The sequence below is a fragment of the Pararhizobium sp. O133 genome (assembly GCF_051669845.1).
GTDB lineage: Bacteria > Pseudomonadota > Alphaproteobacteria > Rhizobiales > Rhizobiaceae > Pararhizobium.
Genome location: NZ_CP196426.1, coordinates 44,495 through 64,503, shown reverse-complemented (window position 1 = coordinate 64,503; position 20,009 = coordinate 44,495). Strand labels below are relative to the sequence as shown.

At 61.9% G+C, this 20,009-nt stretch carries 20 protein-coding genes and 1 other RNA gene; 9 read left to right on the top strand and 12 right to left on the bottom strand.

Annotation, left to right across the window (positions count from 1 at the left end; genetic code table 11):
• Positions 1-127: 127 nt before the first annotated feature.
• Positions 128-646: a BA14K family protein gene (locus ACST81_RS00335; RefSeq protein ID WP_438750824.1), complete on the top strand. Its 519-nt coding sequence runs from the start codon at positions 128-130 to the stop codon at positions 644-646.
• Between the two features lie 42 nt (positions 647-688).
• Here the strand turns inward: ACST81_RS00335 and ACST81_RS00330 are convergent, their stop codons facing one another.
• Entirely contained in the window at positions 689-1,126 is a 438-nt protein-coding gene (locus ACST81_RS00330; RefSeq protein WP_438750823.1) for a YqaA family protein, read from the bottom strand.
• 4 nt (positions 1,127-1,130) lie between these two features.
• Positions 1,131-1,412, bottom strand: a complete 282-nt coding sequence (locus ACST81_RS00325) for a SelT/SelW/SelH family protein (RefSeq protein ID WP_438750822.1) — start codon at positions 1,410-1,412, stop codon at positions 1,131-1,133.
• Between the two features lie 209 nt (positions 1,413-1,621).
• On the opposite strand from ACST81_RS00325, the gene ACST81_RS00320 reads away from it, so the two are divergent.
• Positions 1,622-2,038 carry a DoxX family protein gene (locus ACST81_RS00320; protein WP_438753306.1) on the top strand — a complete coding sequence of 139 codons (417 nt, stop codon included), beginning with the start codon at positions 1,622-1,624 and terminating at the stop codon, positions 2,036-2,038.
• A 218-nt stretch (positions 2,039-2,256) separates the two neighbouring features.
• Here the strand turns inward: ACST81_RS00320 and infB are convergent, their stop codons facing one another.
• The 4 genes from infB to rimP all read right to left on the bottom strand — a co-directional run bounded on the left by infB (position 2,257) and on the right by rimP (position 8,089).
• Complete coding sequence (gene infB, locus ACST81_RS00315) at positions 2,257-4,965, bottom strand: translation initiation factor IF-2 (RefSeq protein ID WP_438750821.1); 2,709 nt, start codon at positions 4,963-4,965, stop codon at positions 2,257-2,259.
• 104 nt (positions 4,966-5,069) lie between these two features.
• Positions 5,070-5,756 carry an RNA-binding protein gene (locus tag ACST81_RS00310; RefSeq protein ID WP_438750820.1) on the bottom strand — a complete coding sequence of 229 codons (687 nt, stop codon included), beginning with the start codon at positions 5,754-5,756 and terminating at the stop codon, positions 5,070-5,072.
• A 50-nt stretch (positions 5,757-5,806) separates the two neighbouring features.
• Positions 5,807-7,414 carry a transcription termination factor NusA gene (gene nusA, locus ACST81_RS00305; protein ID WP_438750818.1) on the bottom strand — a complete coding sequence of 536 codons (1,608 nt, stop codon included), beginning with the start codon at positions 7,412-7,414 and terminating at the stop codon, positions 5,807-5,809.
• A gap of 57 nt (positions 7,415-7,471) precedes the next feature.
• On the bottom strand, positions 7,472-8,089 hold the full coding sequence (gene rimP, locus ACST81_RS00300; RefSeq protein ID WP_438750817.1) for a ribosome maturation factor RimP: 618 nt from the start codon (positions 8,087-8,089) through the stop codon (positions 7,472-7,474).
• 259 nt (positions 8,090-8,348) lie between these two features.
• Between rimP and ACST81_RS00295 the strand changes: the two genes are divergently transcribed.
• The 3 genes from ACST81_RS00295 to ACST81_RS00285 all read left to right on the top strand — a co-directional run bounded on the left by ACST81_RS00295 (position 8,349) and on the right by ACST81_RS00285 (position 10,879).
• Positions 8,349-9,977 carry an MFS transporter gene (locus tag ACST81_RS00295; protein ID WP_438750815.1) on the top strand — a complete coding sequence of 543 codons (1,629 nt, stop codon included), beginning with the start codon at positions 8,349-8,351 and terminating at the stop codon, positions 9,975-9,977.
• A 145-nt stretch (positions 9,978-10,122) separates the two neighbouring features.
• Positions 10,123-10,458 (top strand): ArsR/SmtB family transcription factor, encoded by a 336-nt coding sequence (locus ACST81_RS00290; RefSeq protein WP_438750813.1) that lies wholly within the window; start codon positions 10,123-10,125, stop codon positions 10,456-10,458.
• Positions 10,451-10,879, top strand: a complete 429-nt coding sequence (locus ACST81_RS00285; protein WP_438750811.1) for an SRPBCC family protein — start codon at positions 10,451-10,453, stop codon at positions 10,877-10,879. Before ACST81_RS00290 ends, ACST81_RS00285 begins: the two co-directional genes overlap by 8 nt.
• 42 nt (positions 10,880-10,921) lie before the next feature.
• Here the strand turns inward: ACST81_RS00285 and ACST81_RS00280 are convergent, their stop codons facing one another.
• Entirely contained in the window at positions 10,922-12,193 is a 1,272-nt protein-coding gene (locus tag ACST81_RS00280; RefSeq protein ID WP_438750810.1) for a lytic murein transglycosylase, read from the bottom strand.
• Positions 12,194-12,381: 188 nt separating this feature from the next.
• Positions 12,382-12,987 carry a recombination mediator RecR gene (gene recR / locus ACST81_RS00275; protein ID WP_113578305.1) on the bottom strand — a complete coding sequence of 202 codons (606 nt, stop codon included), beginning with the start codon at positions 12,985-12,987 and terminating at the stop codon, positions 12,382-12,384.
• A 58-nt stretch (positions 12,988-13,045) separates the two neighbouring features.
• On the opposite strand from recR, the gene ACST81_RS00270 reads away from it, so the two are divergent.
• Positions 13,046-13,660, top strand: a complete 615-nt coding sequence (locus ACST81_RS00270) for an MOSC domain-containing protein (RefSeq protein ID WP_438750808.1) — start codon at positions 13,046-13,048, stop codon at positions 13,658-13,660.
• Positions 13,661-13,895: 235 nt separating this feature from the next.
• The gene (locus tag ACST81_RS00265; protein WP_438750806.1) at positions 13,896-14,774 is read left to right on the top strand and encodes a DUF2865 domain-containing protein; all 879 of its coding nucleotides are present in this window, start codon (positions 13,896-13,898) and stop codon (positions 14,772-14,774) included.
• A gap of 6 nt (positions 14,775-14,780) precedes the next feature.
• Here ACST81_RS00265 and ACST81_RS00260 read toward each other — a convergent pair whose 3' ends face one another.
• The 3 genes from ACST81_RS00260 to ffs all read right to left on the bottom strand — a co-directional run bounded on the left by ACST81_RS00260 (position 14,781) and on the right by ffs (position 17,188).
• Positions 14,781-15,104, bottom strand: a complete 324-nt coding sequence (locus ACST81_RS00260) for a YbaB/EbfC family nucleoid-associated protein (RefSeq protein WP_062582432.1) — start codon at positions 15,102-15,104, stop codon at positions 14,781-14,783.
• A gap of 38 nt (positions 15,105-15,142) precedes the next feature.
• The gene (locus tag ACST81_RS00255; protein ID WP_438750804.1) at positions 15,143-17,026 is read right to left on the bottom strand and encodes a DNA polymerase III subunit gamma/tau; all 1,884 of its coding nucleotides are present in this window, start codon (positions 17,024-17,026) and stop codon (positions 15,143-15,145) included.
• Positions 17,027-17,091: 65 nt separating this feature from the next.
• Positions 17,092-17,188, bottom strand: an RNA gene (ffs, locus tag ACST81_RS00250) — signal recognition particle sRNA small type.
• Positions 17,189-17,291: 103 nt separating this feature from the next.
• On the opposite strand from ffs, the gene ACST81_RS00245 reads away from it, so the two are divergent.
• Complete coding sequence (locus ACST81_RS00245) at positions 17,292-17,696, top strand: HIT domain-containing protein (protein WP_438750802.1); 405 nt, start codon at positions 17,292-17,294, stop codon at positions 17,694-17,696.
• 1 nt (position 17,697) lies between these two features.
• The gene (gene nudC, locus ACST81_RS00240) at positions 17,698-18,672 is read left to right on the top strand and encodes an NAD(+) diphosphatase (protein ID WP_438750801.1); all 975 of its coding nucleotides are present in this window, start codon (positions 17,698-17,700) and stop codon (positions 18,670-18,672) included.
• A 73-nt stretch (positions 18,673-18,745) separates the two neighbouring features.
• On the opposite strand, the gene ACST81_RS00235 is transcribed toward nudC, so the two are convergent.
• Positions 18,746-19,822: a porin gene (locus tag ACST81_RS00235; RefSeq protein ID WP_438750798.1), complete on the bottom strand. Its 1,077-nt coding sequence runs from the start codon at positions 19,820-19,822 to the stop codon at positions 18,746-18,748.
• Positions 19,823-20,009: the final 187 nt, after the last annotated feature.

Below are 20,009 nucleotides of genomic sequence, written 5' to 3'. Positions count from 1 at the left end.
GATTGGACGTCATCAGACGCGAAAATGCGCAGTCGGGAAAAATCACGAATAAAACAAAAACACTGATCGTCATATGAAGCAGGGACAGCAGCCGAAGCAAACCCTTTTGGGAGAAATGAGGACACAAATGGCGGGATTCAGAGGTTTCGTTATTGGTTGCGTGCTCAGCGCGGCCTCCATCATGATGCCTGTGGTGCAGAGCCACGCGGTGCCACTTGCCGCCGCCGGCGTGAAGATCGAGCGGCAAGCGGATGTTCAGACGGTTGCCCGTCGCGGTGGCGGGGTTCCCGAATATCGCGGCGGATACAATCGCCACTATCGACCCGGTTATAATTATCGGCCGAGCAACCGGCCTTATTACGGCTATCGTCCAGGCCATGGATATCGGCCCTACTACAACCGCCCCTATTATGGCGGGTATCGGCCCTATCGACCGTATTATGGCTACCGCCCGTATTATCGTCCGGGCGTCAATGTTTATGTCACGCCACGGCGCTACTACGATGACACCTATTATGCCGATCAATCCTACGGCAATTCACATGTGGACTGGTGCCTTGCCCGGTACCGCTCCTACAATCCGGCGACCGACCGCTTCGTTACCTATGGCGGTGTCGCGAAAGTCTGCATTTCGCCGTATCGCTGAACCGTGCGCCACGTGCAAACGGCGGGGCTTCCCCGCTGTTTGTCATGTAAATGCGGTATCCCAGATCCAGAGTATCACGGCGTAACGCGCCGCTTTGCCGGCTGTTACAAAGAGCAGAAAAACGGCAAAGGGCGTGCGCAGGAGACCCGCCGCCAGTGTCAGCGGGTCGCCGACCACAGGGAGCCAGGAGAACAGCAGCACGGGCCGGCCGAAGCGTGCAAACAGCGTTTGCGCCTTTCGCCTGTTCGCAGGGCTGACCGGAAACCAGCGACGGTTTTCGAAGCGGGTGAGGGAACGGCCGAGCGCGTAGTTGACGACGGCGCCGAGCACATTGCCGGCCGTGGCTGCGAGGAACAAGGCCAGGAGAGGCGCGTCCGGAAGGCTGGCGGCTGCAAGTAGGGCGGCCTCCGATACGCCGACGAGCAGGGTTGCCGACAGGAAGGCGGCGCTGAAGACGCCGAACAACAGGCTTGGGGTCAAGGCGTCAGGTCCGGTCCGTGTGGCCGAGATCGCGATCCGGCTCAATGATGTCGCGTACGCGCTGCTTCAGTTCCTTCGGCCCGGGGAAGCCGCCGTCGCGCTTGCGCTCCCAGATCAACGTGGCATCCACATGGATCTCGAAATTGCCACCGGTACCGGGAATGAGCGCCACTTCGCCGAGGCTATCACCAAATGTCGAGAGCAGTTCCTGGGCCATCCAGGCGGCGCGCAGCAGCCAGTTGCACTGGGTGCAGTAGAGGATCGTGATGCGCGGCTTTTCGCTCATGGTCTGTTTCCGTGGTTTCGAACGGGCGGACGTTAACGACCGGGGAAAGGAGCCGCAACCCCACGAATCCCTCACGAGAATGTCAATTAAGTTTATCGGGTTCCAGCCCGCCGTGCCTTGTCCCTCGCTGGTTTCGCGGCAAGAACGCTGCATTGCAAACGCTCAGAGGACGCACCATGACCGACATTACATCCACCCGCCCGCCGGCGATGATTCCCGCCCTGCAACGGCTCTATCTGCCGTTCGACACGACCGCCGAGACACTGCTGCGCGTGATCGCCGGCGCCCTGCTCGTCACGCATGGCTATGGCAAGATCGTCAATCCGTTCGGCGCGGTCGGCATGGTGGAAGGTCTCGGCTTCTATCCCGGCGTCTTCTGGTCGCCGCTGCTGGCGGCCACGGAGTTCTTCGGCGGCATCCTCGTCGCCATCGGCCTGTTCACCCGCCCCGCATCCTTCGCAGCGATGATCGTGCTGCTGGTGACCGTCTATTTCCACGGCATCGTGCAGGGCGAGGGTCTCGGCGGCGCCGAAAAATCCATCCTCTGGGCGGCGATCTTCCTGTTCTTCGCCATTCGCGGCTCGAATTCGCAGTCGGTGGACGCCAAGCTCGGCCGGCAGATCTGAGTTTTTCGGCGCCGCGGCGATGTCGCTTCGCTATTGCCGATCGAGAGTTTCAACGGCTTGTAACAACAATTCCGTCGCGGCGTTGACCGGCGCGAGATCGCCATACTCAAAGCCATAGAACTTGTCGCAAACCTCGGCCGAGGCCGTCCGAACACCACATAGCAAAATGGCGGCCGAAGCCGCCATTCTGAAAATTGTGAGTTTCAACCCGGAGGCCATTACAGCGTGCGGGTGATATGCTCGACGCGGAAGCACTCGATCGTGTCGCCGGCGCGGATGTCTTCGTAGTTCTCGAAGGCCATACCGCATTCCTGGCCCATCGGCACTTCGGAGACTTCGTCCTTGAAGCGCTTGAGGGTCTTGAGCTTGCCTTCGTGAATGACGACGTTGTCGCGCACGAGGCGAACGCCCGCGCCACGCTCGACCTTGCCTTCGATGACGCGGCAACCCGCGACCTTGCCGGTCTTGGTGATGTTGAACACTTCCAGGATTTCGGCATTGCCGAGGAAGGTTTCGCGACGCTCTGGGGAGAGCAGGCCCGACATCGCCGCCTTCACGTCATCCACCAGATCGTAGATGATGTTGTAGTAGCGGATCTCGATGCCAGCGCGTTCGGCCGCTGTGCGCGCCTGCACGTTTGCGCGGACGTTGAAGCCGATGATCGCCGCATTCGAGGCTTCCGCCAGCGAGATGTCGGATTCGGTGATGCCACCGGCGCCCGAATGCACGATGCGGGCCCGAACTTCGTCGGTTCCCAGCTTGTCGAGTGCGCCGGCAATGGCTTCGATCGAGCCCTGCACGTCGCCCTTGATCACCAGCGGGAATTCCTTGAGGCCGGTATTCTGCAGCGTCATCATCATCTGTTCGAGCGAACCGCGCTGGCCCGATGCACGGGCAACGGCCTTGTCGCGGGTCAGGCGCTGACGATATTCCGAGATTTCGCGGGCACGGCTTTCGTTCTCGACGACAGTGAACCGGTCACCCGCCTGCGGCGTTCCGGAAAGACCGAGGATCTCGACCGGGGTCGCAGGACCGGCGGATTTCACATGCTCGCCCTTATCGTTGACCAGCGCACGCACGCGGCCCCACTGGTCGCCGGCAACGATGATCTGTCCGGGAGACAGCGTGCCCTTCTGGACGAGTACGGTTGCGACCGAGCCGCGACCGCGGTCGAGCTGGGCTTCGACGACGGTGCCTTCGGCGGAGCGGTCCGGATCGGCCTTGAGATCAAGAATTTCCGCCTGCAGCAGGATGGCCTCGAGCAGTTTGTCGAGGTTCATGCGGGTCTTGGCCGAAACTTCGACGTCGAGCACTTCACCGCCCATGGATTCCACGAAGACTTCGTGCTGGAGCAGCTGCTGGCGCACCTTGTCCGGGTTTGCTTCGTGCTTGTCGATCTTGTTGATCGCGACGATGATCGGAACGCCGGCAGCCTTGGCGTGGCTGATGGATTCGATCGTCTGCGGCATGACGCTGTCGTCGGCCGCGACGACGAGGACGGCAATGTCGGTCGCCTGCGCACCACGGGCACGCATCGCGGTAAACGCCGCGTGGCCGGGGGTGTCGATGAAGGTGATCTTGTTGCCGTTCTGCTCGACCTGGTAGGCGCCGATATGCTGCGTGATGCCGCCGGCCTCGCCCGAGACGACGCTCGTCTGGCGGATGGCGTCGAGCAGCGAGGTCTTGCCGTGGTCGACGTGACCCATGATCGTGACGATCGGCGGACGCGATACCATAGCGTTGTCGTTGTCGGCATTGTTGAAGAGACCTTCTTCAACATCCGATTCCGAAACGCGCTTGACCGTGTGGCCGAATTCGCTGGCGATGAGTTCCGCGAGGTCGGCGTCGATGACGTCGCCCGGCTTCATCATCTGGCCTTCCTTCATCAGGTACTTGATCACATCGACGGCCCGTTCGGCCATGCGCTGCGACAGTTCCTGAATGGTGATGGTTTCCGGCAGGATGACTTCGCGGACAACCTTTTCACGGGTTTCCTGCATCTGGCTGCGCCGAAACTTTTCTTGCCGGCGACGCATGGCAGCCATGGAGCGGCCACGCGGATTGCCGTCATCGTCGAGGGCAGCCGTCAATGTCAGCTTGCCCTTGCGGCGTTCCTCTTCCGTCTTCGGACGTGCCGGAACCTTGGCCGGTTCCGGACGAACGACCTTGCCACGTGCCGGAGCCGCGGCGCCACCACGGTTTGGACGCGCGTCGTCATCTTCCGTTTCCGACTTGCGGCGGACACCAGCCGGCGGTACCGCGGTCGTCGTGGTCGCAGGCTTTGCAGTCTGCTGTGCGCGGGCCTGATCTTCGGCCTTGCGGGCCGCGACGGCGGCAGCCTGTGCTTCAGCGGCCTGTGCTGCTTCCGCTGCGGCCTTTTCGGCTTCGCGTTCAGCCGGCGTACGGGCTGCTTCCTCGGCTGCGAGGCGTGCGGCCTCTGCCTGCTCGGCCTTCAGGCGCTCGGCCTCTTCGGCCTGGCGGCGTGCTTCTTCGGCGGCGCGGCGCTTGGCGTCTTCAGCATCGCGGATCTGGGCTTCGGCCAGCGCACGGCGGCGGGCGTCGATCTCACCGGCCGAAAGCTGGTTGAGAACCACGCCGACACGCGGGCGATTGCTGTTGTCCTGGCGGTTGTCCTGCTGGCGCGGCTGTTGCTGCTGCGGAGCAGGGCGCGACGGCTGATGCTGCTGCGCGGGCGCCGGCCGAGGCTCGGGAGCGCGTGCGACGGGCGCAGGCGTTGCGGCGATCGGTGTGACCGGCTTTTCGTCTTCCGGCCGCATCGGGCGCCGTTTGCGTGTTTCGACCACGACTGCCTTCGTCCGGCCGCGACCCATGTCCTGCCGAACAGTTCCCTGACTGACCCCGGAGGGCTTCAGGGTCAGCGTCTTCTTGGCTCCGCCGAATGTCTTGTCGTCGTTGTTGTCGGTCATTCCGTTCCGTTCCTAAGATCAGGGCCGGATGCGTATCACCAGACCCCGCCGTTCGATTTCTTTTCTGCAATCGCGGTATTGCCGGCCTGCGCCGGTGACCCGCGTCATTGTGTCGGCAAGCCAGATTCGGCGCCAACGGCTCGAGCGGGGACGGTTCCCCGATATCGTTCGAGCATGTTTGCGCGCTTCACTACACCCTCACCCGCCTGCCCTGCAAGCGCGCAAGCATGGATAAAAGCATTCTGGCCCAAAAGCCCTTCCATTTCAGCCTCGGTGAAGAAGCGGAAGGAGGGTATTTCCTGTCCATCATCGGCGACAAAGCTCATGGCCTTGCGCGCCTGGTCTATTTTCCGCACCCCGTCGGGGGCGGCATCCACCGCGTGGAAGGTGGCAAGTGCTGCCATTCCCCGTACGGCCTGTTCCACTTTCGAGGCACCGCTGACGAACTGGGCCGCCTTGCGCGCCATGTTCATCATGCCGGCGAGTTGCATCGCCAGCAGACGGTCGACCTCGTCGGCAAGCTCCGGTCCCGCTGTCACGTCGGCCCTCTTCAGGCCGCGCGTGAACAGCTTCTTGGCGATCGCCTTTTCCAGCACCGTCCTTTCGGCGCTCACCCAGCAACCGCGACCCGGCAATTGCTTTTTCAGGTCTGCGACCACCCGCCCATCAGGCCCGGCGACAAAGCGGATCAGCGTTTCCGGCGTCCCGCCCTGCCGTGTCACGATGCACATGCGGCCGTTCACTGCTTCACCATCGATGTCCCCGACAGGGTCCTTGTCCTCAACCAGCATGGCGGTTTTCAAGCAGCATCATCAGCCCGATCACGGTCAGCAACGCCTTTTCAGGCGTCCTGTTCCGCGCCTTCCACGACTTCGAGAGCCTCTTCCTCGCGCGCCAGATCCTCTTCGGTAATCCAGCCGGCGGCAAGGCGCGCCTGCAGGACCATGCGTTCGGCTTCGACGCGCGAAACCTCAAGCTTGGAAAACAGGCCTTCGAATTTCTTGGTTTCGCCGTCCTTGCGCTCCGACCAGCCGACCAGATCGTCGGCGGCGCAGCCCGCGAAGTCTTCCATCGTCTTGATGCCGTCTTCACCCAGCGCAACCAGCATCTGGCCGGTCATGCCGTTGATCGAACGCAGCTCGTCGGAAACGCCGAGCGCGACGCGCTTGGCATCCATTTCCGCTTCCAGGCGCTCAAGATATTCGCGCGCGCGAGTCTGCAGTTCGTTGGCGGTGTCCTCATCGAAGCCTTCGATCGAGGCGATTTCGTCGAGTTCGACATAGGCAAGCTCTTCGACCGCGGCAAAGCCTTCCGATGCGAGAACCTGACCGACCATTTCGTCGACGTCGAGCGCTTCCATGAACAGGTTGGTGCGCTCGTTGAATTCCTTCTGGCGGCGTTCCGATTCCTCGGCTTCCGTCATGATGTCGATGTCCCAGCCGGTCAGCTGTGACGCGAGGCGGACGTTCTGGCCGCGGCGGCCGATGGCCAGCGACAGCTGTTCGTCGGGAACCACGACTTCGATGCGCTCGGCATCCTCGTCGAGAACCACCTTGGTGACCTCAGCCGGCTGCAGCGCGTTGACGATGAACGACGCCGGGTTCTCGTTCCAGGGAATGATGTCGATCTTCTCGCCCTGCAACTCGCCGACAACGGCCTGGACGCGCGAGCCGCGCATGCCGACACAGGCGCCGACCGGATCGATTGAACTATCGTTCGAGATCACGGCGATCTTGGCGCGCGAACCCGGATCACGGGCAACCGAGCGGATCTGGATGATGCCATCGTAGATTTCCGGGACTTCCATGGTGAACAGCTTCACCATGAACTGCGGATGGGTACGCGACAGGAAAATCTGCGGGCCGCGCTGTTCGCGACGGACGTCATAGACATACGAGCGGACGCGATCGCCGTAGCGCATGTTCTCGCGCGGGATCATTTCGTCGCGGCGGATGATGCCTTCGCCACGGCCGAGGTCGACGATGACGTTACCGTATTCGACACGCTTGACCGTGCCGTTGACGATTTCGCCGATGCGATCCTTGAACTCGTCGAACTGGCGGTCACGCTCGGCTTCGCGAACCTTCTGGACGATGACCTGCTTGGCCGACTGGGCGGCGATGCGGCCGAAATCCATCGGCGGCAGCGGATCGGCGATGAAGTCGCCGAGCACAGCGTCGGGGTTGCGGTCACGGGCCAGTTCGAGTGGGATCTGCGTCGAGTAATCCTCGGCGTGCTCGACCACTTCGAGAAGGCGCTGCAGCCGGATTTCGCCGGTCTTGGAATTGATGTCGGCGCGGATATTGCTTTCCGAACCGTAGCGCGAGCGGGCCGCCTTCTGGATCGCATCGGCCATGGCGGCCAGAACGATTTCGCGGTCGATCACCTTTTCGCGCGCGACGGCATCCGCGATCTGCAGAAGTTCGAGCCGGTTAGCACTCACTGCCATATTAAAGTCTCCGTCTGATTGCCGGGGCCTTCATCGAGGCTTCCCGCGCCCATGAACTCAATTGATCGGCGAATCTTCGTCTTCGAAGTTTTCGTTGGCAGCTTGGGCTGCCTTCGCCTTCTTGTCTGCCGTCAGCGCATCGCGGATCAGGTCGTCCGTCAGGATCAGCCTGCCTTCGGCGAATGCCGTGAACGGGATAACCACGCGGGGCTCTTCGCCATAGGCCGGCTGATCGCGCTCGATCGTGAAACCTTCGCCGTCGGCCGACAGGATCTTGCCGCGAAACCGCTTGCGACCATCGACCAGAACCGACGTCTCGCACTTGATAAGATGACCGGCCCAGCGGCTGAAATCCGACTTTCGCACCATCGGACGGTCGATGCCGGGCGACGATACTTCGAGATGATACTCCCGATCGACCGGATCTTCCACATCGAGAACCGGCGAAATGGCCGTCGAGATCGTCTCGCAATCTTCGACGGTCATCGTCCCGTCAAGGCGTTCCGCCATGATCTGCAGCGTGGCGCCATTCTGCGAGGACAGGCGGACGCGAACCAGCTGATATCCCATCGGAACGAGCACAGGCTCGATGATGTCGGCGATACGCTGGTCAATCCCCGTCTCGGTGACCAGGCGCGGTTCCTGCGTATTTTCTGCCGTTGTCGTATCGGACAAACGATGCTCTCCCAAAACATCGGTAATAAAAAAGAGCGGGTCCTGACGGGCCCACTCTTCATCAACCGATCAAGAATTTGAGGGTCATATACGCTCGATTATCCGCAAATGCAAGATATCACCGCTTGGCATTCAAAATGGCGAACGATGCGGCCAATTGGCAAAATCCCGCCGGGCGGTCGCTTTTGCTTGCCCGGCGGATCATCTGGCCTAGATTGGACCGACAAGAACAATCCAACACAGACAGGGTGGGACAGCGTTGCCGCATCGACTATCGCCATTGGCGCCGTTCAAGCATGACACATTCCGCGTCATCTGGGTGGCAAGCCTCGCGTCCAATTTCGGCGGCCTTATCCAGGCGGTCGGTGCGGCCTGGATGATGACGTCTATCACGTCCTCGGCCAACATGGTGGCGCTGGTGCAGGCTTCCACCTCGCTGCCGATCATGCTTTTTTCGCTGGTGTCCGGCGCGCTCGCCGACAATTTCGACCGGCGGCGGATCATGCTGGTGGCGCAGTGTTTCATGCTGCTGGTGTCGGGTCTTTTGACCGTCTTTGCCTATTACGGGCTGATCACGCCTTGGCTTCTCCTGTTGTTCACCTTCCTGATTGGCTGCGGCACGGCGCTCAACAATCCGTCCTGGCAGGCTTCCGTCGGAGACATGGTGCCGCGTGATGTGCTGCCGGCCGCCGTGGCGCTGAACAGCATGGGCTTCAACATCACCCGTTCGGTCGGTCCTGCCATCGGTGGCGTCATCGTTGCCGCGGCCGGAGCGGCGGCCGCCTTTGCCGCCAATACGCTCAGCTATTTTGCCATTCTTTTCGCACTGGTGCGCTGGCGCCGGGAGGAGACGCTGTCGGCGCTGCCGCGCGAATCGATGGGACGGGCGATTTCCGCCGGCCTTCGCTACGTCGCGATGTCGCCGAACATCGGCAAGGTGCTGGTTCGCGGCTTCGTCTTCGGCCTGTCTGCCAGCGCAATTCTTGCCCTGCTGCCATTGGTCGCCCGCGATCTCGTTGCCGGCGGGCCGCTGACTTATGGCATCATGCTCGGCGCGTTCGGGCTCGGGGCAATCGGCGGCGCGCTGCTCAGCGCCCGGTTGCGCGAGCATATGTCGAGCGAATGGGTCGTGCGGATCGCCTTTGCCGGCTTTGCCATCAGCGCGCTGGTGACCGCCTTCAGCCCGTACGGTTGGCTGACCAGCCTTGCGCTGCTCCTGTCCGGCGCCGGCTGGGTCCTCGCCCTGTCGCTGTTCAATACCACCGTGCAGCTTTCGACCCCGCGCTGGGTCGTCGGCCGGGCGCTGTCGCTCTACCAGACGACGACCTTCGGTGGGATCGCCGCCGGCAGCTGGATATGGGGCCAATTGGCGGATTTGCATGGTCCCGCCGCTGCGTTGATTATATCAGCGCTTTTGATGGTCGTTGGCGCCGCCATCGGGCTTCGCCTGCCACTGCCGGAATTCCAGTCGCTCAACCTCGATCCGCTGAACCGCTTCTCCGAGCCGCTGCTGAAACTGGACCTGAAGCCGCGCAGCGGTCCGATCGTCGTCATGATCGATTACGAGATCGCCGACGAGGATGTGCAGGAGTTTCTCACCGCCATGGCCGAGCGCCGGCGCATCCGTATCCGTGACGGCGCGGGCCAATGGGGCCTGATGCGCGATCTGGAAAACCCGACGGTCTGGACCGAGACCTATCACGTGCCGACCTGGGTGGAATATGTCCGCCACAACCAGCGCCGCACGCAGGCCGACGCCGCGATCGGCGACCGGCTGCTGGCGCTGCATCGAGGGAGCGTCGCGCCCCGCGTGCACCGGATGATCGAACGCCAGACCATCCTTCCCTATGATTACGAACGCTACAAGCAGCAGGTGGACATGCACTGAGTGCCCGCCGTGTCGATCCCGAAAGGGATCTCCATCTCTGAATGACCAAGTTTCAGGGGAGGACGGTTTTTCCGCGTTTGAAAATACTCACCCGCATGGTTGACTAATTTCCAATATTTCTATATTCAACCATTAAGGTGAATAAATGGACGATGATGCTCTGTCAAGGGTGCTGAAGGCCGCGGGCGACACCACGCGTCGCCGTATCCTGACGCTGCTGGTGCAGGAAGGGGCGCTCCGGGTAACCGCGCTGGCCGCTCATTTCGACATGTCGCTGAATTCCGTTTCCAAGCACATCAAGGTGCTGGAGGAGGCAGGACTCGTCACCCGCCGGACAACGGGCCGCGAACATTTCATCGCGGCCGAGCTTGAACCGTTGAAGCTGACAGAGGATTGGTTCGCGCAGCTGAAGTCCATCTGGGAATTGCGTCTGACAGCGCTGGAAAGCCTACTCGTTTCAAAGGAAGAGAACGATGAATGAGCTTGAACTGACACTGAACCGCACGATCGCCGCGCCGCGCGAAAAGGTGTTCAACGCCTGGCTCTCGCCCGTGATGCTGTCCAAATTCATGGCGCCGCCGTTCGGAAGCTCAGAGCCGACCCGGGTTACGAACGATCCGGTCAAGGGCGGTCGTTTCTCGATCGTCATGATTACGCCGGACAAGGACATTCCGCATGCCGGCACCTATCTGGAGATCGATCCCTTCTCGCGCCTTGCCTTCACCTGGGAATCGCCCTACTCGCTCGACGACAGTGTCGTGACGATCGACCTTGCTGAGGTCGATCCAAAGACGACCCAGATCACGCTGAAGCAGGTGAAATTCAAGAGCGAGGAAGCACGCGAAGGCCATGAAAAGGGCTGGAACGCTATCCTGACGCTGCTGGAAGAAAATCTCGCCTGAGCCGGGCATCGCGCCGGACGGGCAAACGGCTTCGTCCGGCGGCTACAGTTTGCCCAGCATGTTTTCTTCGGGGTAGCAGGTCGGCGTCATGCCATTGTCGGCCTGCCAGCGGCCGATCGAGCGGCGGGTCTTGAAGCCGGGCAGGCCATCAGCCTTGCCGACATCGTGCCCCTGCGCTTCCAGTGATTTCTGCATGCGCAGGACATCGGACCGCAGCATCCTGCCGACATTGCCGAATTCGCCCTTGAATGCGCCGCCGCCCGCTGAAATCCGGTCGGCGAGGTTGCCGATGAAGAGCGCGTAGAGGTCGGAGTTGTTGTATTCCTTGATGACGTAGAAATTCGGCGTAACGATGAATTCCGGTCCATGCCGGCCGGCCGGCACCAGCATCATACCATCGGCCTTTGATTCGCCCGACGGAAAAGCCTTGCCGGAAATCCGCGTGATGCCGCTCGCCGCCCATTGCGCGATCGGCTTGGCAAGGTCCGGTCCTTCCTGCGCGCAGGACACGTTTTTCGGGATTTTGACCTCGAAGCCCCAGTCGCGGCCGCGTTGCCAGCCTTTCTTCGCCAGGTAGTTGGCAATGGAAGCCAGCGTGTCCGGCGTCGATTTCCAGATGTCACGGCGCCCGTCCCCATCGAAATCGACGGCATATTTGAGAAAACTCGTCGGCAGAAACTGCGGCTGGCCCATGGCCCCGGCCCAGGAGCCCTTCATGTCCGCCTCGCGCACATCGCCGCTGTCGAGAATATGCAGTGCCGCGATCAACTCGCGCCGGAACAGGTCGCCACGCGTCGACATGAAGGCCTTGGTCGCCAGAACATCCATGATCGGATGGGGGATCTTGGCCCTGCCAAACCCGGATTCGCGGCCCCAGATGGCAACGACGACAGGCCCGGGAACACCATAGGTCTTCTCGATCCGCTTGAGCGTCGCGGCATTCTCCTTAGCCAGGCTGCGACCGGTGGCGGCCAGTCCCTGCAGCCGCTTTTCGGAAAAATAGGCGCCCGGCGAGGCAAATTCCGCCTGGTTCTGCTTCTGCGTGCTCGGCGGCTTGGTGCCGGGGGGCACAAGATCCGGCAGGTCCCAGTCGAGCTTCACATCGGCAAAGGCAGCCTTGAAGGATTTTTCCGAGATCCCCGACTTCTGCGCTTCAGGCCAGAGGTCGGTCTGCAGCCATTGGCGAAACTGCGCCTCGGTGTCGGCCTTGGAGGCGGCGAGGGCGGGCAGGGAGGTGAGGGCGAGGAGGGTGCCTACGAGGAGGGGTAGAATGCGCCGCCCTTTACCCGACGGTGTATCTATACACTCCGTCATCCTCGCCCTTGTGGCGGGGATCCAGCGGCGCCATGTCCATGGTGCCAAAGACTCTTTCACGCGACGGACGTCGCGTGACTGGATTCCTGTGACAAGCACAGGAATGACGGAAGATAGTGTAGTGGCTTCGCCAGCCAATTCCGTATTTGCCGCGAGAGAGGCGGCGGTAGCGAGATGCGTTGTCTTCCTCAAATCGCCGTCCTCGCCCTCAGCGCCGCCGTCAGCGTACCCTCATCCAGATAATCCAGTTCACCACCAACAGGCACGCCATGCGCAAGGCGAGTGATCTTGACGCCAAGGCCGTCGAGTTGGTCTGTAATGTAATGCGCCGTCGTCTGGCCCTCGACAGTGGCGTTGACGGCGATAATCAGTTCGCGCACGCCACCCTTGGTCACGCGCTCCACCAGGCCCTTGATGTTGAGATCGTCCGGCCCGACGCCATCGAGCGGTGACAGCGTGCCGCCGAGGACATGGTAGGCCGTATTCATCGCGCTTGCCCGTTCCAGGGCCCAGAGGTCGGACACATCTTCCACGACGATGATGACGGAATTGTCGCGCCGGTCGTCGGAGCAGACGCTGCAGGGATCGATCGTATCGACATTGCCGCAGCAGGAGCAGATGCGCACCTTCGCATGCGCCTGGCCCATCGCATCGGCCAGCGGGCCAAGCAGTTGGTCCTTCTTCTTGACCAGGTGCAGTGCGGCGCGCCGTGCCGAGCGTGGCCCAAGCCCGGGCACTTTTGCCAGGAGCTGGATGAGTTTTTCGATTTCGGGGCCGGTGACTCGCTTTGCCATGCGGCGGTTCTACCCCATATCCACCGGGAACGGAATCGCTGAAAAGAGGGTGTTGCCCATGAAAATCCTGGCCGTCTGCACCGGCAATGCCGAAGTCCTGGCGGGAAAATCCTACAAGACCGGCATTTTCAAGCATCCGGTCGAAGCCGGCGTGATGGTCGATCGCGAAGGCCTGATTGGCGACAGGATTTGCAACCGCAAGCATCATGGCGGTGTCGATCAAGCGGTCTATGCTTTGGGCTCGGTCGATCTCGACTGGTGGTCCAAGGAACTGGGGTGCTATCTGGAGCCCGGCACATTCGGGGAAAACCTGGTGATCGAAGGCGCCGACAGCCGCAGGGTTTCCGTCGGCGACCGGTTCGAGACGGAAACGGTCGAACTGGAGGTAACCTCCACGCGCATCCCTTGCGCAACGCTGTCGGCTCGCATGGAAGATTCGGGTTTCGCAAGGCGATTCAACCGGGCGGGACGACCGGGCTTCTATTGCCGCGTGCTAAAGGAAGGCGTCGTGCAGGCGGGCGATGCGGTGAAATATCATGCCTATTCCGGTCCGCCGGTCACCATGCCTGAACTGCTCGAAACCTACGGCAAGAACCTCTCCGACGAAGACAGGTCCCGCTATCTCGCCGCCCCTATCCATTACAAGCTTCGCGCCAAACTCACCAGCGCATGAGCTTGGCCGGAATTGCCGAAATTTTCCGGGTGCGGTTTTAACCATCTGTTTAACTTCCGCTTTATTTCGCGCTCCCCACAAGCTATCTGACGGATGTCGCTAGGCCTTCATTTCATTTCGGCCTTCGGCGATACATCGATCATCATGCGGATACAGCGAAAACCGAAGCGAACTTGCGAGCGCAAGAATGCCGCCGGTTGCGCATCTGTCCGCACAACGGCGGCAGGGTCTGATCATGTTCGGATTGAAGCAATTTGCAGACTGGAGCCGCCGGCTTGGCATGCTGGCGCTCGCCACGCTCCTTGGCGTCTCGATCCACGACAATGCCGCCCTGGCTGGCGGAAAAGCGACAAGCAGCCCGGAAATCATGCGCCTGCAGCGCCAGATCGCCGCCAACCGGGCCTTTGAAACGAAATACAGCTGCGCAGCCCGCTCCACCTTCGCCTGCCGGGAAATCGCAAAACGCATCGCCCAGACCAGCGCCCGTCTCGCAAGCCTTTCAGCCGCCCCGCGCCAAAACGATCGGCAGCAACCGATCGTCGCCGAGCGCGCGCCGGTCAAGCGCCGGAACAGCGACCACATCAGCGCCCGCGCCATGGCCGCCGCCTATTCCCTGCCGCGCAGCAAGGCGAAGATCGAGACGCGCTGCGTCCGTCTTTCCGACGGTTATTATTTCCCGACCCCGAACTCGGGCTACAACACGGCCGACGACATGCAAGCGATCGCCGGGCAGTGCAAGTTCATCTGCGACGACCCGTCGATGGACGTCTTCCGGATGACCGGTTCGGATCGCAACACCGATGAGATGGTGTCCGTCACGACCGGCCTGCGCTATGCCGATCTGCCCAATGCCGGTGCCTATCGCGCCGTATCGCCGCTCAAGACCTGCGACATGACGAAGTTCTACAAGACAGTGCTGGCAAGGACGCCGGTTGCAACCACGCTCAATGTGAACACGGCCATTACGGGTGCGATCGCCGAAGAGCCGGCAGCGGTAACGGCCATAAACGTGGCATTGCTCGGCGACGTCAATTTGCGTGGAACCACTAGCTTCGTTCCGCCACCGGCCCGCAGGATCCGTATCGTCGGCGCAGCTTACCTGCCGGTCAACTGACGCTGATCAGAACGGGAATTTCATGCCGGGCGGGATCGGCAGGCCGGCGGTCAGCGCCTTGGTCTTCTCGGCGGTGATGGCTTCGGCCTTGTCCTTGCCGTCCTTGTGGGCGGCGACGATCAGGTCCTCGAGGATTTCGACATCGTCTTCCTTGAACAGGGACGGGTCGATCTTGATGCCCTTGAGGTTGCCCTTGCCGTCCATGCGGACGGTAACGAGACCGCCGCCGGAGGAGCCGTCGACTTCGAGCGCGGAAATCTCTTCCTGCATCTTCTCCATCTTGGCCTGCATTTCCTTGACCTTGCCCATCATGCCCATGATGTCACGCATCGCCCTGTCCTCTTCTGAATGTCTCGATAAATCTTAAACTAGTGCTCGATATCATCGCCGGGAAGGATGTCGCCGTCTTCGGATTCGGCAGCGGCAACCACAAGGGTTTCGTTTTCCTCTTCCGGCTCCGGTCCCTTGATCCGGACGTCGGTGATCTTGGCGCCGGGAAAGCGGGCGAGGATGGCGGCGACATCCGGATCTTGACGTGCATCGCTGACGCGCTTTTCCTGCGCCCGCGTTTCCGCCTCGATCAGGGTCGGCTGACCGGGTTCGCGGCTGAGAATGACCATCCAGCGAATGCCGGTCCAATCCTCCAACTTCTTCTGCAGTTCCGCCACCAGCGTCTTCGGCGCGTCGTCCGGCAGGTTGAGTTCCAGCCGTCCTGGTTCGAGGCTGACCAGCCGGACGAAACCGCGCACTAGTGTCTTCAGCTTGATGTCGCGATTGGTGGCGCAGAGTTCGGCGATATCGCTGACCGAGCGCACCGGCGCCTTGGGTTCCGGCTTGACGGCGGGCTTTTCGACCGGCCGCGCTTCCGCCATTCCGACAGCAACCGATTGCGGTGGGACAATGTCCGGCACCGCGCGCAGCATGGTCGCGCCGTTTCCGGTTGTGCGCTGGGCCGGCTGCATGTCGCTGCCGCGCGCCTGGATGGACGCGCCGCCCATCCAGGCCTGCGCGCCTCCGCCATTGCCGCCGTTCGGAGCGGGGGAGGATCGCTGGCCGTCGCCGTTGGAAAGTTCGAGCAGCCGGCGCGCCGCGTCTTCCGGCGAGGGAAGATGGGCCGCATGCGCCAGCCGGATCAGCACCATCTCGGCAGCACCGGCCGGGCGCGACGAGCTTTCGGTTTCCGGAATGCCCTTCAGCAGCATCTGCCAGATGCGCGACAGGGTCGTCACTGCGACCGACGAGGCGAATTCCGCGCCGCGTGAACGTTCGATCTCGCTCAGCGACTGATCGTTGGCTGCGTCGGGAACATATTTCAGTCGGGTGACCAAGTGGGTAAAATCGGCCAGATCCGTCAGTACGACCGAGGGGCTGGCGCCGGCCTCGTATTGTCCGGCGAATTCCTCGAGCGCGGCTGCCACGTCGCCTTTGACGATATGCTGGAAGAGATCAACGATGCGGGCGCGATCGGCAAGGCCGAGCATCGAGCGCACGGCTTCCACCTCGACCACGCCGCCGCCATGGGCAATCGCCTGGTCGAGCAGCGACAGGCCGTCGCGCGCCGAGCCTTCGGCGGCGCGGGCAATCATCGCCATGGCATCCGGATCGGCCGAAATGCCTTCCTTGCCGAGAATAGTGGTGAACAGGCCGACGAGATCGGACGCGCCGATGCGGCGCAGGTCGAAGCGCTGGCAGCGCGACAGGACGGTAATCGGCACCTTGCGGATTTCGGTCGTCGCGAAAATGAACTTCACATGTTCCGGCGGCTCTTCTAGCGTCTTCAACAGGCCGTTGAAGGCCTGCGTCGAAAGCATGTGCACTTCGTCGATGATATAGACCTTGTAGCGCGCCGAAACCGGGCGGTAACGCACCTGCTCGATGATCTCGCGGATATCGTCGATGCCGGTATGGGAAGCGGCGTCCATCTCGATGACATCGACATGACGGCCTTCCATGATCGCCTGGCAATGTTCGCCGGGCACGCGAAGGTCGATCGTCGGCTTGTCGATTTCGGGCGTCTTGTAGTTCAGCGCGCGGGCCAGAATGCGGGCGGTGGTGGTCTTGCCGACTCCGCGAACGCCGGTCAGCATGTAAGCCTGCGCGATGCGGCCGGTCTCGAACGCGTTGGTGAGCGTGCGCACCATCGGTTCTTGGCCGACCATCAGGTCGGAGAAATCCTTCGGCCGGTATTTGCGCGCAAGGACGCGGTAGGCGGCGGGCTTTTCGGATGTCGGGATCAACGTGTCTTCGCTCATCGCCCTTTTTCCCCAAACGGGGCCGCTCGGCTGCAAATCATGTCCGGGTGGACAGAAGAAAAAGGGTGGGAGGCTGGCACGATGACCCGTGCCTGGCTCGTTGGGGCTGCTTCCTTCCGGACCTGACCCGGTTGGCGAGTGGCTCGTCCACCACCAACCTCCCGGCTCTCATATCGGCAATATCCAAACCAAATGCAAGCCAAGCCTTCAAAAAACTGCTATCGATGTTGAAACAAAAGACAAATCACCGCTCAGGGAGAGCCGCTTGCCTGCCTTTACTATCGACGAACGCCTTCAGCGCGATGGGTTGCTTATCGCCACACTCGGTCTTTGCCAGTTGCGTGTTAACAACGATCGTCGCTGGCCTTGGCTGGTGCTCATTCCGCAGCGCAACGGCATGTCGGAAGTGTTCGACCTCACGCCGCTCGACCAGGCGATGCTGACATTCGAGACGAATATGGTCGGCCTGGCATTGAAAAAGGTGACGGGGGCGACGAAGATCAATGTCGGCGCGCTTGGCAACATCGTCCGCCAGCTCCATGTCCATGTGATCGCCCGCAACGAGGGTGATGCCAACTGGCCGGGGCCGGTCTGGGGTTTCGGCACGGCTGAACCCTGGGAGGATGACGAGCGTAAGGCATTCGCAGCACGGATACTGGAACATCTCTGACATGACGAAATCGATCTTCGACCTGCACAGTCCGCATCCCGAACCCAGCACCCTCGTCGCTTTTGCGGAAAATCATCTGGACAGGCAGTCCGAGCATCGGGCCGACGATTGTCTGGAGGCGGCGTTTCGCAAGGAGGGCGCGCATGTCTTCGCCTTTTCGGCCGGCAAGCTGGTCGTCAAGCATGACGAGAAGATCATCGATCCGCTGTTTGCGCCCTACGAGTTGGCGGGCTTGGAGCCCGACCTCGACGAAGCCATCCTGCTCGGCTTCCGGCCCAATGGCGAGCCGCGCCTGGCGGTGCCGATCGGGCTGACGGAGGAGACGCTGCCTGAGCCCTTCAAGCTCGCCGATGGCCGCACGCTCTATCGCCAGCAGATGTTGACGGACGAACTGCTTGGCCAGTTCGCCCAGGCTTCCAGCCTGATGACCTGGAACGCGACGAACCGCTTCTGCGGCAAGTGCGGATCGGCGATGGAAGGCAAGGCCGGCGGCTATCGCCGCGTCTGCTCCGCCTGCGGCCACATGATCTTTCCGCGCACTGATCCGGTGGTGATCATGTTGACGATCGATCTGGAACACGATCTCTGCCTGCTCGGCCGCAGCCCGCATTTTCCCGAAGGCATGTATTCCTGCCTCGCAGGCTTCGTGGAGCCGGGCGAGACGATCGAAAACGCCGTGCGGCGTGAGACGGCGGAGGAATCCGGTATTCGTATCGGCCGCGTGCGTTATCACGCGTCCCAGCCCTGGCCGATGCCGCATACGCTGATGATCGGCTGCTATGCCGAGGCGAAATCTCGGGACATTCACCGCGACGATCTGGAGCTGGAAGATTGCCGCTGGTTCAACCGTGAGGAAACAGCGGCCATGCTGGCGCGCAATACCGGCGTGTCTCTCGCTGCCGGCGAGTTGGGCTCTCCCCCGAAGGGCGCCATCGCGCATCAACTGATGCGCGACTGGCTGGACTGGCCGCGCTGAAAATGAGATCGGCGCCCGCCATTAGGCGGACGCCGATGATTCAAGCACTGAAATTCAGACGGTTCGCGCCGGATCAGAAATTCCGCTGGAAGCGGATCGTGCCGCCGATCGCGTCGCCCGTTCCACGCAAACCGTCGAATTCGGTGTAGTTGAGTTCCGGCTGGAACTTCAAGCCGTCGACGACAGCATAGTCGAGGTTGAGCGCGGCAGCGAACGTGCCGTCTTCCTCGTAAGCCGCCTGAGCGTTGATCGAGGCCTTTTCATTGACCTGGATGGCGATGCCGCCCCAGGCGGCCCAGTCGCCGAACCACGGGCCGTAGTAGCTCAGCCGGCGCGTGCCGCCGGGGCCCTTGCTGTTATCCCAGTCCGACTGGTAGCCGCCCATGATCCAGGCGGAAAACACGCTGTTGAAGATCACGTCGAGGCGTGCCTTGCCGCCGAAGGCTTCGGCTTCCGTGTCGTAGGCGCCGACGGCGCCGATGCTGCCCCAGTCGCCGGCATATTTCACGCCGCCGATGATATGTGGAACGTCGGCGCCGTCGTACCGGACCGTCGGGACGGGGGCAAAGCCGGTGTCATAGCTGCCCGACCCCTCCTCAAGGCCGATCAGGGCCGAAAAGCCCTTTTCCTCGTCGCCAAAGGTGTAGCTGATCTGGTTGGTCCGGTCGCCGGTATAGTCGATCACATCGTCATTGATGATGTTGCCGGCCGAATTCAGCCAGATATCGAAACGGGAATCGCCGTAGCCGGCGCGAAATCCGGACAAGGTGATGAAGGCGGCGTTCAGATAGGTGTTGGTATCGTTGATGTTGTTGGCGTCGCTGCGCAGTTCGATGAAGCTGCCGAGCGTGCCGAATTCCGTGTCGTTTCTCGCGTCGAAAGTCAGCGCGCCGCGCGTGAAGGCGTCCCAGCCGTTGCTGGTGCCGTCATAGGGGCTCTCACCGTAATTCGAATCGAAGCGGACGTAACCGCCGATCTTCAGGCAGGTCTCGGTCCCCGGAATATAGAAGAAGCCTTCGCCATAGGCGTCGCAGACGCGCACATATTCCATCGGTTCCGGCTCGGCAGCCACGATCGCGTCCGCCGCGTGGGTTGCGCTCGCGGCCATGAGCGCCGCGGTCGAGCTGAAAAGAAAAATTCTGATGGCCATGATCACCCTCGCTTGCGCCGGCTTCCATGAGGCCCGCTCGCGCCTGTCGTTGCCGAAAGCATTGGGTCTTGCCCCCGCGGCAAGACGCAATGCGCTGGGCAATCAAACTGCCCAAGCGTCAAGCAATCACTTTTTTCCGTCGATTTCCACCCTTTTTCGAGAGTCTTCCCTCCCCAATTCTAGTGAG